General features: G+C 57.7%; 13 protein-coding genes. 2 read left to right on the top strand and 11 right to left on the bottom strand.

All coding sequences use genetic code 11. The annotated features are described in order from the left end of the window. Nucleotides 1-101: 101 nt before the first annotated feature. Nucleotides 102-1,109 (bottom strand): hydroxyacid dehydrogenase, encoded by a 1,008-nt coding sequence (locus DYI22_RS10070; protein WP_213477919.1) that lies wholly within the window; start codon nt 1,107-1,109, stop codon nt 102-104. Between the two features lie 99 nt (nt 1,110-1,208). Then, complete coding sequence (locus tag DYI22_RS10065; protein ID WP_266099174.1) at nt 1,209-3,614, bottom strand: copper-transporting P-type ATPase; 2,406 nt, start codon at nt 3,612-3,614, stop codon at nt 1,209-1,211. Between the two features lie 296 nt (nt 3,615-3,910). Here DYI22_RS10065 and DYI22_RS10060 point away from each other — a divergent pair, with 296 nt between their 5' ends. Both DYI22_RS10060 and DYI22_RS10055 read left to right on the top strand, forming a co-directional pair. Continuing rightward, nucleotides 3,911-4,951, top strand: coding sequence for a type II glyceraldehyde-3-phosphate dehydrogenase (locus DYI22_RS10060; protein WP_213477918.1), 1,041 nt, complete (start codon nt 3,911-3,913; stop codon nt 4,949-4,951). A gap of 2 nt (nt 4,952-4,953) precedes the next feature. After that, the gene (locus tag DYI22_RS10055) at nt 4,954-6,069 is read left to right on the top strand and encodes a phospholipase D-like domain-containing protein (protein ID WP_213477917.1); all 1,116 of its coding nucleotides are present in this window, start codon (nt 4,954-4,956) and stop codon (nt 6,067-6,069) included. A 111-nt stretch (nt 6,070-6,180) separates the two neighbouring features. On the opposite strand, the gene DYI22_RS10050 is transcribed toward DYI22_RS10055, so the two are convergent. From DYI22_RS10050 to DYI22_RS10020, 9 genes are all read right to left on the bottom strand, one after another. Continuing rightward, nucleotides 6,181-6,567, bottom strand: a complete 387-nt coding sequence (locus DYI22_RS10050; RefSeq protein ID WP_091854522.1) for a DUF302 domain-containing protein — start codon at nt 6,565-6,567, stop codon at nt 6,181-6,183. Nucleotides 6,568-6,642: 75 nt separating this feature from the next. After that, nucleotides 6,643-6,777: a hypothetical protein gene (locus DYI22_RS17580; protein WP_266099172.1), complete on the bottom strand. Its 135-nt coding sequence runs from the start codon at nt 6,775-6,777 to the stop codon at nt 6,643-6,645. Then, a complete protein-coding gene (locus DYI22_RS10045) occupies nt 6,761-7,462 on the bottom strand; it encodes a hypothetical protein (RefSeq protein WP_213477916.1) in 702 nt (233 codons plus the stop codon). Before DYI22_RS10045 ends, DYI22_RS17580 begins: the two co-directional genes overlap by 17 nt. 145 nt (nt 7,463-7,607) lie before the next feature. Next, nucleotides 7,608-9,983: a xylulose 5-phosphate 3-epimerase gene (locus DYI22_RS10040; RefSeq protein ID WP_213477915.1), complete on the bottom strand. Its 2,376-nt coding sequence runs from the start codon at nt 9,981-9,983 to the stop codon at nt 7,608-7,610. A 97-nt stretch (nt 9,984-10,080) separates the two neighbouring features. Then, complete coding sequence (locus DYI22_RS17700) at nt 10,081-10,233, bottom strand: MBL fold metallo-hydrolase RNA specificity domain-containing protein (protein WP_175497454.1); 153 nt, start codon at nt 10,231-10,233, stop codon at nt 10,081-10,083. A gap of 6 nt (nt 10,234-10,239) precedes the next feature. Beyond that, nucleotides 10,240-11,343, bottom strand: a complete 1,104-nt coding sequence (locus DYI22_RS10035; RefSeq protein ID WP_008172526.1) for an ABC transporter permease — start codon at nt 11,341-11,343, stop codon at nt 10,240-10,242. Continuing rightward, complete coding sequence (locus DYI22_RS10030; RefSeq protein ID WP_008172528.1) at nt 11,343-12,437, bottom strand: ABC transporter permease; 1,095 nt, start codon at nt 12,435-12,437, stop codon at nt 11,343-11,345. The genes DYI22_RS10035 and DYI22_RS10030 overlap by 1 nt, the downstream gene beginning before the upstream one ends. Continuing rightward, nucleotides 12,434-14,164, bottom strand: a complete 1,731-nt coding sequence (locus DYI22_RS10025; RefSeq protein WP_092034389.1) for an ATP-binding cassette domain-containing protein — start codon at nt 14,162-14,164, stop codon at nt 12,434-12,436. The genes DYI22_RS10030 and DYI22_RS10025 overlap by 4 nt, the downstream gene beginning before the upstream one ends. A gap of 6 nt (nt 14,165-14,170) precedes the next feature. Continuing rightward, complete coding sequence (locus DYI22_RS10020; RefSeq protein ID WP_008172531.1) at nt 14,171-15,133, bottom strand: HlyD family secretion protein; 963 nt, start codon at nt 15,131-15,133, stop codon at nt 14,171-14,173. Between the last annotated feature and the right edge of the window lie 38 nt (nt 15,134-15,171).

Here is a 15,171-nt window from a genome sequence, read left to right as displayed (position 1 = left end):
CCTTATTGCAGGTAACAACGAGAACCAATCCCGACAGCAGCACCAACAACACACCCCAGATCAAATAGGTATAGAGCATCGGCATAAAAAACCATCCTGGCTCAGTGTTTATTCACAAGATTGCGGGGGGGACCCTCGATGAAGCCAACAATGTTTTCGCCAGTGGTCTTGAGGATTCTTTCGACAGCCTCTTTCGTATTGAACGCACTGTGGGGGGTGACGATGACGTTTCTCATGTGCTGAAGAACATGGTTGGCAAACAGCGTTTCCAGATCATGTTCCTTGTCAAAAAAAGAGCGGATCAATTCCACCTCTTCCCTGATGGAGGGCTCATCCGGCAGTACATCAAGACCGGCAGCCGACACCTTCCCATCCGCCAGCGCGTGCAGCAAAGCCTGGGTATCAACAATGGAGCCGCGAGCGGTATTAATCAGGACAACCCCGCGCTTCATCCGGGCGAACTCCCTGTCCGACAGAAGATGCTTGGCCGATTTGCTGCCAGGAACGTGCAGCGTCACAACATCGGACTGCTCAAGAAGACCATCCAAATCGACGTAAGACACGTTATATCGGTCCGCGAATACGTAATCCGGCTTGGGATCGCAGGCAAGAACGTTCAGACGAAACCCTTGCGCGATTTCCACAACACGCTTACCGATAGCACCGGTACCGATCACTCCAAGGGTTTTGCCTTGCAGATCGAATCCCTGCAGGCCTTTCTGCGAAAAATCCCCCTTGCGAGTGCGATTGATCGCCTCTGGAATCTTGTGGCTAATGGCAAGGAGCAGCGCAAAAACATGCTCCGCAACAGTCTGGTCACCGTAGACGGGCACATTGCTGACTGGAATCGCATTTCTGGTGCAATACTCCAAATCGATATGGTCGTATCCCGTCGACCGGGTAGCGACAAATTTCAGATGCTCAAAGCACTCAAGTACCGAACGATCCAGGGCTGAATGAACGAAGGGTGAGATGATATCGGCGTCCCTGTATAACCCAACGTTGTCTATTCCGAGTTCCTCGTCCGTGAAGACAACCTCATGATTGCAGCAGGCATGCTGCAAAATATCGCACTCCCACTTCTCTGCCTCAAAGAACACAATTTTCATTAGCTTTCCCTGGCCAAACTCATTTTTACTTCGACCTCAGCACTGAGAGCCACAGGATAGGGCTACCAGTGAGAGGTCATCGATATGGTCGTTTCGCGCCTAGACTTTCTCTCGACGCAAACGCAGGGAGTTCATTACCACCGACAATGAGGACGCGCTCATTGCAAAAGCGGCAAAGATAGGTCCTATCAGGATGCCAAAGAATGGGTAGAGCACACCAGCAGCCACCGGCACACCCGCACCGTTGTAGACCAAGGCAAAAAACAGGTTCTGCTTGATATTTCGCATCGTCGCCTGGGACAACCGTCTGGCGCGGACAATGCCATCGAGGTTACCCTTAACCAAGGTAAAGCCCGCGCTCTCAATGGCGACATCCGCGCCGGTTCCCATTGCAATACCAACATCGGCCTGGGCCAGGGCGGGTGCGTCATTCACGCCGTCCCCCGCCATCGCTACCTTGCGCCCCTGGCTCTGAAGTTCGCGAATGATGCTGGCCTTGTCCTCTGGCAGCACATCGGCACGAATCTCATCGATACCGAGTTTACCCGCCACCGCCTTTGCCGTGCGCTCATTGTCGCCAGTTGCCATAATTATGCGGAAGCCAGCGGCGTGGAGGGCCTTGAGCGCAGCGGGTGTCGTTTCCTTGACCGGGTCGGCTACACTGACAAGGCCTGCAACGGCGCCGTTAAGCACCACAAACATGACCGTTTCGCCTTCATCGCGTCTGCTATTGGCAACCTCCATCAGATGGCCACCGTCCAAGCCCAGCTCTTCCAGTAGTTTGGCATTGCCCAAAGCCACTGGCTTGCCATCCACAACACCCTTGACCCCCTTGCCTGTAACGGCTTCAAAGTCATCGGCCTTTCCAAGCATCACGTTACGTGCCTCGGCGCCTGAAACGATGGCTTCAGCGAGCGGATGCTCTGACCCTTTCTCCAGTGTGGCCGCAAGCCTGAGGACCTCGGTCTCGTCATGACCCGATTCCGGCAGCACCGCCACTAGTCTGGGCTTGCCTTCCGTCAAGGTACCGGTTTTATCCACAATCAAGGTATCCACCTTGGCAAAACGCTCCAGCGCTTCGGCGTTCTTAATCAGCACACCTAACTGGGCACCGCGCCCCGTAGCCGTCATGATCGACATAGGCGTAGCCAACCCCAATGCGCAAGGGCAAGCGATGATAAGCACCGCAACCGCAGACACGAGCGCATACGACAAAGCTGGTACCGGCCCCCAGATGGCCCACGCCACAAAGGACAGGGCCGCCACGGCAATAACCGCTGGTACGAACTTGCCGGCCACCATATCGGCAAACTTCTGGATAGGCGCGCGGCTGCGCTGGGCATTGGCAACCATCTCGACGATTTGACTGAGCGTAGTATCCGCGCCAACCCGGGTCGCCTCCATAACAAGGCTTCCGGTACCGTTGATGGTGGCCCCGGTTACTTTGTCTCCCTCCACTTTCTCTACCGGAACCGGCTCCCCGGAAATCATTGATTCATCGATGGATGAGCGGCCTTCAACAACCACGCCATCCACCGGCACCTTGTCACCGGGGCGCACCCGCAAATGATCACCGACCTTCACATCCTCCAGAGCAACCTCTGTTTCGGTTCCATCGGGCCGGATCAGGCGCGCCGTTTTGGCGGCCATATCCAGCAACGCACGTATGGCTTTACCGGTGCCCTCACGGGCCCTCAGCTCCATCACCTGGCCCAGCAGGACCAGTGTGACGATAACGGCTGCCGCCTCAAAATAAACGCCAACGTTACCCTCGGAGTCCCGGAAGCCTTCCGGGAAGATCCCTGGCACAAGGACCGCTACGATGCTGAATATATAGGCCGCCCCAACTCCCATGCCGATCAGGCTGAACATATTCAGGTTCATTGTCCGAAACGAGATGTAACCGCGAGCAAAGAAGGGCCAGCCGGACCATAGGATTACAGGAGTAGCAAGCACCAGTTCAATCCAGAGTGACAAACGCTCACCGAAGAAGTCGCGAACCGCCATGACACCGATAAAGGGAGTCATGGTCAAAATCAGCAAGGGCACTGAAAATGCCAGGGCAACCCAGAGCCGACGAGAAAAGTCCACCAACTCCGGGTTGGGCCCCTCATCTTCCGCGGTGGCCGATTCCTGCTCCAGTCCCATACCGCACAGAGGACATGCCCCGGGCTTTGTCTGTCGGACTTGAGGGTGCATGGGACAGGTGTAGACCACACCCGAATATCCAGGCGGCACGCGATCATATTTCCGGTCATCGCCTGACGGTTTTTCATGCTCTCCGGAACACTGGTGCGAATGACCGGAATGATGGTGCGAATGACCGGAATGGGAGCTCGTTCCGGCCTGCTCCATAGGCACAAGGTGCATTCCGCATTTGGGGCAGTCTCCCGGCTCGTCGGATACCACCTCCGGATGCATCGGGCAGGTATACTTCCCCCCTGCTTCTCCGGCTACAGTATTCTCGTCATTCTCGTCACGAGCGCTATTATGTTTTGCAGACATCGTCCGTTCATCCTTTCGTTTGTTCCAGGCCAGCCACACAGTGTTCGACCTGGCTCCCGGTAATGGAATTGCCGCATGATGGTTTATCATCTCACTACACCAGACTGAACTGAACCTGAAAAGCACTTCTGCGCTTTGCATTTTTTTGATCACCATCAACTTTTCGGTAAAGCCATTGCCCTGAGGTACACGTCAAACCGGACTTTCAGCTGAAATTCAGTCTTTGCCTATACTCTGTTCACCTAAAAAATATCACGGTTCGTTCGCTCCTCTTCAGAAACTGGGAGATACAAAAGATGGTCGGTCAGAGAATTATTCGTGTCGCGGTCAATGGTTATGGCGTTATCGGCAAGCGGGTAGCACAAGCCGTTGCGGTACAAAAAGACATGGTCATAGCAGGTGTAGCTGATGTCGCGCAGGACTGGCGAGTGAGGGCCGCGCTGAGTAGAGGATATGCCCTGTACGGCGCGACTGAAGAGCACGCCGTTGCTATGGGCGCAGCCGGGCTCGATGTTTCCGGCTCTCTAGATGACTTACTTGGAGCCGCGGATATCGTGGTGGACTGCACACCGAAACACCTGGCCAGCAAGAATATCGAAACCTACCGGCGGCTTGGCATCAAGTACATCGTTCATGGCGGCGAGAAACATCAAAGCACGGGCCATTCATTCGTTGCCGAGGCCAACTACGCCAGCGCTGTCGGCCGTGACTGCACGCGCGTCGTATCGTGCAACACGACGTCGATCATTCGTACCCTGTCAGCGCTCAAACGCCACGGCTTGCTGGACCGGGCACGGGGAACCCTTCTGCGCCGGGCCACCGATCCCTGGGAGAGCCACCAGGGCGGGATCATGAATACCGTCGTGCCAGAGCCGGAGATTCCCAGTCACCAGGGCCCGGACGCCCAAAGTGTCGACCCGGACCTGGATGTGGTAACCATGGCGGTCAAGGTTCCGGAGACACTGGCCCACCTGCACTACTGGTCCGTTCAACTGACACGTGAGGCGAGCAAGGACGAAGTGCTCGATGCGTTCCGCACCTCCTCCCGCATTGTTTTCCTCCGGAACAGCGACGGGCTAAGCGCGATCAACAGCGTCAAGGAGTTGATGGCCGACCTTGGCCGACCTCACGACAGCCTGTATGAAGTCGCGCTTTGGGAAGACATGCTCAAGGTGCAGGGTAATGAGCTGTTCTATGCCTATATGGTCGACAACCAGGCGATTGTTGTTCCGGAAACCATCGATGCCATACGCGCACTTACCGGGGCCGAACACGATGGGGAAACGTCGATCAGAAACACCAATGACAGCCTGGGTATCGGCTCTGTTGGCTTATAGATATGAACGGCAACCCCGGCGACGCCGCCTGTGAACCCGAGGACGGGGCCGTGAAGGATGTGTTCAGGCTGTTCGGTGAGGGAGACGAACTCTATGCGGAGATGATTCGCTCGGTCCGTGCTGCCACCCAGCGTATCTTTCTTGCTTCGTATATCCTGGCGGCGGACGAGGTGGGGACTGAACTGCTTGATGAACTGATGAAGCAGTCCCGCCACGGCCTCGACGTGCGCATTCACGTTGATGCGCTGGGCTCAAGCAGCGTTCTTACCCGAAAGCACCGACGCCAGCTCAGAGCCGCCGGCATCCGTCTTCAGCGCTTTCACCGCTGGAGTTGGCGGCAACCGATGCGTTACAACCGTCGCGACCATCGCAAGCTGCTGGTCATTGACGGCAAAACAGCGTACCTCGGCGGCTTCAACATTCATCGCGAGGGTTCAAGGCGCTTCTACGGCCCCCAGCGATGGCGCGATATGCATGTCTGCATCAACGGGCCCCTGGCCACAGTATCTGACACTCTGTTCAACGCCTTCTGGTGTGGTGACACGCAATGGAACCCAGACAGTCACACCGTCGGCGACAGCCGGATCATTCCCAATACAACACGAACCTGTCGCATCCAGCTACGGTGTGCCATCAAAGACCGGTTGGCCAGAGCGTCAGACAGAATCTGGTTGGCGACGCCCTATTTCGTACCGGATCGTGGATTACGCAAACAGCTTGCTCTCGCGGCCCGCCGGGGGGTCGATGTGCGGATTCTGACCACCGAAAAGACCGACTCGACCCCCGCACAATGGGCTGCCCGCGCCATTTACGGAGAACTACTGGAACACGGCGTTCGCATATTCGAGTACACGCCCCGGCTGTTGCATTCCAAAGTACTACTCGTTGACGAAGCCTGGGGCAGCATAGGAACCGCAAACTTCGACTACCGAAGTTTGTTTATTAACTATGAACTGACGCTGATTTCCACAAACGAAGCCTTGAATGGCCAGCTAAGAAACGAGTTCAAAACTGACCTGCAGGATGCCAGTGAAATCACTGGCATCCCCCGGAAACACCGCGGCTTCATGAAAGGCGTGTATGACACGCTTGGCCTGTTGCTACGCAAGTGGCTTTGACGTGGGCCGGCTTAGATCGGGGCTCAACTTGCTTGGTATGCCGAACCAAGGTCCCAGACACCCGGTGCGGCAATGATTAAAGACACAGCGAGTGCTTTGGTGCGAGTCGAGTCATACCGCCTTGATAATCTCCGACAGCCTATCTCTCACCTCACCCGCAATATGCTTGAGTTGCTCATTTTCGATCGCTGTCATGGATAACACGGGATCAACCGCACTGACTTCAACGCCCTCCGGGGTCTCGCGCAGTATGACATTGCACGGCAACATAGCGCCTACCCGGGGTTCCACGCCAATGGCTTCCCAAGCCATGGCTGGATTGCAGGCACCGAGAATTCGGTAGGCGAGCATGTCCTTGTCCAGTTTCTTTTTCATGGTAGCCTTAACATCAATTTCTGTCAGAACCCCGAAACCCTGATCGGCCAGGGCCTTGCGGGTTCGCTCATCCACTGTCTCGAAATCCACATTCTGAATTACGCGATTCATTGTGTAAGACATATACATTTCCTTTTCTTTGGGTAAACCGAGTGAGGCCTATAGTAGCCAGCCCTTCAATATCAACACCTAACCTTTTCAGAACCCATAGCGTACCCCCAGATACAGGTTATTGTTGTCCTCAAACTGACCGAAGAAGGTTTCCTCCTGGGCGCCGAAAAACAGGTTTCCGCCGGCTTCAACAGAGAGATGGTCATCAACCTGATAGCCCACCCGGGGGCAAGGCCCGCCGGTAGGCCTCAAACTCGCCCATGCGCTCAAGGTAGTATTGCAGGCCCAGGGTCAGGTTACGGGCAATTTCCTGCTCATAGCCGAGCAGCAGGCGCAGCTCGCTGTTGCGTACTGTGGGATCGTCGCCATCGCGGTCTGCGCGGGAATCGTAATAGCCCAGCTCGACGTTGCCGATGCCGGCCCCCACCGGCCCGCGCAGGCTGGCGCCGAGCACCGACAGCGGAGGAAACCTGGCCCGACCGCTGGCCGGATCAGCCCCGGCCGGGCTCTTCCAGAAGCCGTCGTAGCCGTAGAGCGCGACCTCGTAGGCGCCAAGGTTACGGTACAGCCGGGCGGCCCACTCGTCGTCTTCGAACGCGTCCGCCGGGCGGCCCGCCAGTACAACCGCATTGCGCCCGGTCAGCCGCCCTTGCCCTGTGTTGAAGAAAGAGAGACGGCGACCGTCGATGAAGCGATCCGCGTCAAACCGGGGGGTGTAGACAAGGTCAAGATTGGCCCAGCTGGAAAAAGCCGAAACCTTCAGCGCGTCCGAGGGCGCCTTGAGGTACTCCACATCGCGGCCGATAAAAAACGAAACCCAGTCCTTGGGAAACAGATCGTTGATGAACACCAGGTCGCCGGTTCCCCAGGTTAGTATCTGGCGCCCCAGCGTGATTGAACGATTCATTCATAGCATGATTGACCTGTATGTCGGGCGGCTAGCTGAATCGGTTGCCGCCCGGATTGTTTTAGTGTGAGAATCAGCACGGTGATCACCAACGCTTTACTTTTCCCCGTAAAGACTGTTGTAAATCGATCCTCGCGCTCTATCGCTACAATGTCGCCTTATCAGCGCCTGAGGAGCCACTTTTTGACAGGATCGCCTGCACTATCGAATGGGCATCACATTTGTTGGCCTGCAGCAGCCCCGATGTATCCAGGGTGCCACCATGGTTTTCATAGCCAAACGCCAGCGTCCGGTCGGGTCCGAGATCGAGAGGACGGCAGATTCCCAGCAAGGCCTCTGGGCGCATATGGCAGACGAACACTCTGAGTTTTGTATCGTGGGGAAACAGCTCGGCCCTGTAAGAAGTACCAGACTGATGTCCTGACTCGATTGGATCCCGGGGACTCCGGAATCGACCGGGCTCGAGAAGGCAGACCACACCACTCGAAAGCCCTCTCTGAGCCAGCGCTTCGGCAACCTCAAGGCAAACCCGGAGTTGATAGGCGCCGACAGCGATCAACTGCACATCACCGGCTTCACCAAGAGCGATGGCACCATCCCGGAGCAATTGCACAGCCTGACGGCCGTCAAAAACGGCAGGCAGTTTTGCCTTGGGAACCGTCATGGCCCAGAACTGCCCCTGGGTTCGAAAACACTCGTTAAGGCACGCCACAGCACTATTGCAGTCGGGAGGATAGACAACGCGGGCAGTGTCACTCATTTCTCCCATCAGGACTTCGCCGAAGGCCGGGTCCTGATGAGACTGCTCGTTCTTGCCGTTTTCCCAGAGGTGCGACGTCGCAATGACCGGCACGGATAACCATCGGGCGGGCCGACCGAGACTTTTCTGGTGTCGCGCAAAAATAATTTCCTGCCGAAGAGCGCCAATCATTTTCATGGCAAACGCTTCGTAGGACACCACCAGATTCATACCTCCCTTATTACCCAGAGCGGCGCTGACAACGGCCTCCTCATTCAGGGCTGTGATTACCGAGCCGTGAAGGGATTCCGCAAGGCCGGGCTCGGGCGTCAGGGTGCGATGCTTCAGAAGGTCAAGCGACTGGTTCATCTGATTACTACGCAATTCATCCGGGTTCCCCAGGCGAATACGAAGCGCCGGGTTGGCCTTTACAAGGGCAACAAACTGCCGATCAATCGCAACCATGGGCGACTCTGATACCGCCGTTTGCAACCAGACCGGTTCGGGTACAGTTTGCAGCTTGACGTCACGACAACTCAGCGGATGATCCTTTTCCGCAGGCCGATCGTCTGCCCGGTGAGTTGCCAGCACGTCGCGGGCGCCGTGAATCTCGATCTCGGGCACAAACAAACGGGCAATGGATTCGTTAAAGTGCCTGCGCGAGACCTCATCAAATCTCGGTATTGCCGGAAGCGGGGTACCATGCGCCGCGTTTGAACCAGCACCATAGAAACCATAGCCTTTGACCGTCTCGGCAATCAGATAGGGGAGCTTTACAGGGTACCTCATGTGGCCGGCGCTGACCTGTTCGCTGCACGCCTGAAGCCTCGATTCGGCCTCGAAGATGCCCCAGATAAAGGCCGCAGGATCGCGGCCATCAATGAGTATGGGGTAAAAGCCATTGAGTTCCAGGTGTTGCCGGAACCAGTCCACCCCCCCTTGCAGAAAAATGGTTGACCGTTGATCAATGCGGCGCCCGTTAGCAATCATCACCGGGGTCACCAGGCCACAGTCCTCGGCTCGCCACCAGCGGCTTGCCCAGTCGCTGCCCCGCTGCTCCTCAAATGCCCCATCACTGAGAAACGCGACCAGACGCTCCCCCGGCAGCGGCATGTGGGTGTATTGCAGTTCAGCGAAGCCCAGATATCCGCCCTCGATCAGCCCGCCGGCAGTGTGGGGGTTGACGTGACTGCCCAGGGGAACCCCCGGTGTGCCATCCGGAGTGACGGCGTAGCTGTAAAAGTCACTCACCAGCCGGGACAGCCCCACCTCGTCGAGCGTGTACCGAGCCTGCTGTTCTGGATGCAGATTGCCGAGCAGTATGTTGACGCTTTCGATAGCCGCCACACAGTGCCCCTGCCCCATCAGCCAGCTACGGGTCAGCCCCGCCAACGCGTTGGCGGCCGTGTAGCCAAGATAGGCAGGCACCATGTTCAGCGAACCACCGGTATGCCCCTGAGGATTTTCCTTGAAGTCATCCGCCGCCAGCGGCTGTCCGGACAGGTCCACTCTGCTGGCATAAGTCATGTGGGCTACCAGCCACATGGCCGCGTTGGTGAGGGTGTCTGCAGCCTCGAAAATAATCAGGGCATCGTCGAGCGAGTCATAACGCCCGGCACAAACGAGTTCCTGGCACAGGTCGAACACGCGCACCTGGGTCAAATCGGTATGTTCGATCACCCCGCGCCCTTTTGCCCAGTTGGCAAACTGGGGGTAACGCTGCCGGTATTGGGCAGCACGCTGCTGGATTCGATGTGAATCCTCAATGGAATAGCCGTTCATGATCTCTCCCTGATAACTCTACTGACGTTAATGGTGGCCTACTAGAAATCCTCGCCGTAAATATCCGGATTACCCCGGGTATTTGCCCGGTCTCACATCAAAGACGCAAAATGGATTGGTAGCCTGCCACATCCACCTCAAACCGGGTGTTCTGACGCAAGTGATCCTTCATGGCCTCCAGCGCATCAGGGTCTCCATGAATCAAGTTGATCGGCGTTTCGGTAGCGACAAACGTCAGGCACTCACCCAACCGATCTCATTGTACCCGGCGTCGAAAGACCCAAAGGGAGAAAATAAACAGCGTGACACCGATTACCAGCAAGGCGAGAGCCTCATCCCAGAGAACCGCCAGGCCGGCGCCTTTGAGGAAAATACCGACGATGATATCCATGTAATAACGCAGTGGACTCAGCAGGGAGAGGCTTTGCAGGAAAGGCGGCATGGCTTCTACCGGCGTCAAACTGCCCGACAGGAACATCAGCGGGAAAAGTCCGAAAAAGGAGAGCAGCAACGCCTGCTGAAGGGTCCGGCTGTAGGCGGCAATCAGTACGCCCAGCGCAATCGCACTGAGCAAAAAGATGGCGGTCAGCACCAGAAATAAAAGCAGACTGCCCTGAAGGGGCACATCAAAGACTCTGACAATCACCAAACTCGGAAAGATGGACAGTACGCCCATGATCAGCGTGGGTGTGACCTTGGCCAGGAACAGTTCCAGGGTGGAAATGGGCGTCACCAGCAGCTGCTCGATAGTGCCTCGCTCCTTTTCCCGGACAATAGAGGCGGCCGGGTGAATAACGCCCACCATCATACCGGCCAGAGCAATCATCGATAACACGATAAAACCCGATGTTGTCAGATCGGGGTTATACCAGATACGGATCAGGGGTACCGCGACCCCCTTCTTCCCGGCAGCAGGGAGCGCTTCGCGCTCCTGGCGCTGGACGATCTGCAGAGCATCATTGACGGCATTGGCGGCAATGTTGGAATTGGTGCCGTCCTGGAGCAACTGGAGCTGAGCACTCTTGCCAGCGAGAAGAGCACCTTCGAACCCGGCGGGAACGACCAACACCATGGTGGCATCGCCTTTCTCCAGGAGGTCAGTGGCGGTTGCCACACGGGTTTCCTGAAATTTCAGGTCGAAGGTTTCGCTCACCGCAAATTTCTGGATCAACGAGCGACTCAAGGCGCTGCGATCCTCGTCCACCACCGCCAGGGGCAGGTGGCTTACATCAAAACTGAGCGCAACGGCACAAATGACGACTTCAATGGTGTAAAGCCAAAGTATCAGGGTCAGTATCAACCGGTCACGAAAGAACTGCACGAGCTCCTTGCGCAACAAACCAAATAAGGCAATTCCCATCAGGCCACCTTCTGCTTCATTCGCCAGGCCGCGAAGACAAATACCAGGACCGTATAGACGATCAACATCATCAGATTTGGCAGAACGGCTTCAAGGCCGGCTGATTTCAGTACGATGCCCCGGGAGATTTCCATAAAATAACCGGCAGGGAAAAGCCAGCTATACAGTTGCAGGGCAAGAGGCATGGTGAACAGAGGGAACAGAAAACCGGAAAACAAAAACGACGGCATCAAGGTGACAATCAGCGTTATCAACATGGCCGCCAACTGGGTACGGACCAGGGATGAGACCAACAGGCCGATACCCACCGTGGTCAGCACATAAACGAAAGCGGACGTCAGCAGCAGTATCGGGCTGCCGGCAATGGGGACCTGAAACCAGGCAAACCCCACCACCATGACCATAAGAATCTCCAGGAAAGCCACCAGACCGTAGGGCACCAGCTTGCCGACAACAAACTCGGTTGAGGTGACCGGCGATGCATAGATCTGCTCAATCGTACCGGTCTCTTTCTCACGCACGATCGCTAGGGCGGTCAGCAGGGGTGGGAACGCCATCAGGATCACGGCAAATAACCCGGGGATGACGAAATTGACGCTGCGCAGGGAGGGATTGAACCAGACCCTGGCCTGGACCCGGACGGCGCTCTGACGCGGGGCGGGGAAATTTGCGATTACCGCCTCGGCATAGGCCGATGCCAATCGACCCAGAACAGGATAGCCGCCGTCCACGATCACCTGGACAGGCGCCTCGTCGCCTCTGAGCAGTTGCCGGGCCAAGCCGGCTGGAATCACCACGCCCATGCTGATGGTCGAGCTTTGCAGTGCCGACTCCAGATCGCGGAGATCGGTCGTTTTCTGCTCTAATTGAAAATACCGCGAGCTGTCGAAACGGGCTGACAGGTCGCGGCTTGCCGGCGTGTTGTCCAGATCGTAAATGCCCACGGCAACCTGTTCCACATCCAGATTGACCGCATAGCCGAACAGAAAAAGCATGATCAGCGGCATGATCACGGCCAACGCAATGGTAACCGGGTCGCGAATCAGCTCGCGACTTTCCTTGACGATGAGGGCGCCAAGCCGATGAGCCTTCATGGTCCCAACGCCCGGGAATTGGCCGTTCCCGCCTGTTCTATGGCCGCCGTGAAGAGCATCTCCACCGTGGCGTCGGCTTCGAGGCCGAGCGAATGATTCAGCGATGATCGGCTACCGTGTGCAAGCAGCCGCCCGTCCAGCATTAACGCCAAACGATCACAATAGGCCGCTTCCTCCAGGTAGTGGGTAGTGACCAGCACGGTCATACCGCTGGCGGCCAGCTCACGGATAACCCGCCAGAAACGGTACCGGGCGACGGGATCGACACCCGAGGTGGGCTCATCAAGGAACAAGACCCGGGGCCGGTGAAGCAGGCTGCAGGCCAGCGCCAGACGCTGGCGCAAGGCACTTGAAAGATCACCGGTGAGCTTGTCGGGAATATCTGTCAGCCCCGTTACTTCCCTGGCCCAGTCGATCGCAGCCCGCGCCGCGCCTCCGGCCAGGCCGTAGGCATTGGCAAAGAAGCGGAGATTCTCCCAGGGGGTCAGTTCCAGATAGAGTGAAAACCGTTGTGACATATAACCAATTTGCCGGCGCAATGCGGTGCTACCCCCGCCGGAGCTCACCCCGGCCACCCGGGCGTTGCCCTCATCGATGGCCACCAGCCCGCACAAGGCCCTGATCAGGGTTGTCTTGCCCGCCCCGTTGGGCCCCAGCAACGCAAGCAGTTCGCCAGATGGCGCCTCGAAACTCACCCGGTCAACGGCCTTGAAATGTCCGAAGCGGACGCTCAGGCCGGTGGCCACCAGCCCTTCCTCTTTTCCCCTGTCTTGCCGGGCCAATTCCGGAAACTGCTGCTCGCCGGCCCTCCTGTCCGTCCGCAGCACAAACAGATCCTCGAGCCGGGGCTCGGCCGCCGCCAGGTGGGTTCCCTCGGGCAATAACTCGGCGAGCTGGTTTTCAGCGATGTCCGCGTTCATCACCAGTCGCAGGTGATCCGGCAACCACTGCACTGAATGGACGCTGTCAATTTGAGCCAGGATGCCGGACAACTCCCGCAAGCCTCGTCCGGTATCTCCAGCATTTACAGTGAACACCCTTCCGGCGGCGGGCCTCAGCAGCTCTTCCAGCGACCCATCCGCAAGAACGCGGCCCTGTTCCAGCAGCAGTATCCTGTCGCAGCGCTCCGCCTCGTCCATGTAGGAGGTAGCCACAACCATGGTCAGGCCCTGCGACCGGAAGCGGTCGAGCATGGTCCAGAGATGGCGCCGGGACAGGGGGTCGACGCCGAGCCCCGGTTCGTCAAGGATCAGCAGCTCCGGTTCATGGACCAGATTGGTACATAGCGACAACTTTTTCCGCATGCCACCGGACAGTTTGGCGGCGGGCCTGTCAGTAAAGCGGCCAAGCCCCGACATGGATAGCAACCTTTCTGAACGCTCCCGATAGAGTTCGTCGGGCACATCCCGGATGCGAGCGGCAAAGCTCAGGTTTTCCTTGACGCTGAGTCGATCGTAAAGCGTAAATCCCTGGGACATATAGCCAATCCGGGCAGCAGCCTGCTTGGCCTCACGACGGGTATCGAAGCCCAGGACCCGGCATTCCCCCACAGTGGGGTCCAGGATGCCAGCCAACATCTGTAACAGCGTCGTCTTGCCAGCGCCATCAGCACCGACAATGCCCACTCGTTGGCCGCGATCAACGGAAACATCCAGTGGCTCGATGACAACATTGTCTCCGAATTGGCGGCCAAGGCCTTTGGCGACGATGGGTTCCGGGGAAGACATGACGGCTCAGCGCGCCGGAACCGAGAGGGTCGCTGGCCACTCGGCGTCCGGATCCCAGCGAATCCAGGCATCTGCCGGCATACCCGGTTTCAGAGCATCGGCCGGATTATCCAGCACCAGGGTAACGCCATAGACCATCCGAACTCTCTCGTCGGGCATGTGGACATCGCGGGGGGTGAACTGGGCGAAATCGTCAATCCTGCCGACTTTGGCGGAAAAGTCCCCGGGCAAACCGTCCACGCGGATTCTGGCGGGATCCCCCAAGCTGATCCGGTTGAGGATATCACCGGGGACATAGACCTTGAGTTCGAGCTGCTGCAGATTCACCATCGTGGCCAGCGGCTGGCCGGTATCGACAACCTCTCCCGTCTCCACCGCCCGGATCAGGATGGTTCCGGAGAGCGGCGCGGCAACCTCCGCTTTGTCCAGTTGCGATTCAGCCAGTGCCACCTGCGCCGCCCTTGCAGCCACCTGTTCTTCGGCGGCATCCTTCTGCCGCTGGAGAGACTCAAGTCGGCCCCGGGCCTCACTGACGGCATTTTCCGCCTGATCCAGATCACTCGAGCTGGCCAGATTGCGGGACCGCAAGTCCCGGATCCGCTGCCGTTGTTTCTCGGCATTCTTGAGATGATGACGCCAGGTGGTGATTTGGCTGTCGAAGCCGTCACGGACTTCCCGCGCCGAGGCCAGCTCGGCCTGTGCCGAGCGCAGGCGGTCTCTGGCATCGGCGGGGTCGATCACGGCTACCGTGTCGCCAGCCGAAACCTTGCTGCCTTCCGCGAGATGGTGCTCGATGACCCGACCGGCCACTTCGGCCGCGATCCGCACTTCCCGCCCCTCGATATGGCCATTGCCATAGACGATTCCCTGCGGCAAGGGCTCTTCCCCAAACAGAACAAAAACCCCATAAGAACCGCCGGCGAGCACCAACACCGCTATCAGAGACCAGAGCCAGGATTGGGATTTCACCAAACACTCCTTATGACATTACTGTTCAGGTTGGAGCC

Origin of the sequence: Marinobacter lipolyticus (assembly GCF_018424605.1) — a bacterium.
Taxonomy (GTDB): domain Bacteria; phylum Pseudomonadota; class Gammaproteobacteria; order Pseudomonadales; family Oleiphilaceae; genus Marinobacter; species Marinobacter lipolyticus_B.
The sequence above is the reverse complement of the archived record's forward strand: the minus strand, read 5'-3'. Positions and strand labels throughout refer to the sequence as shown.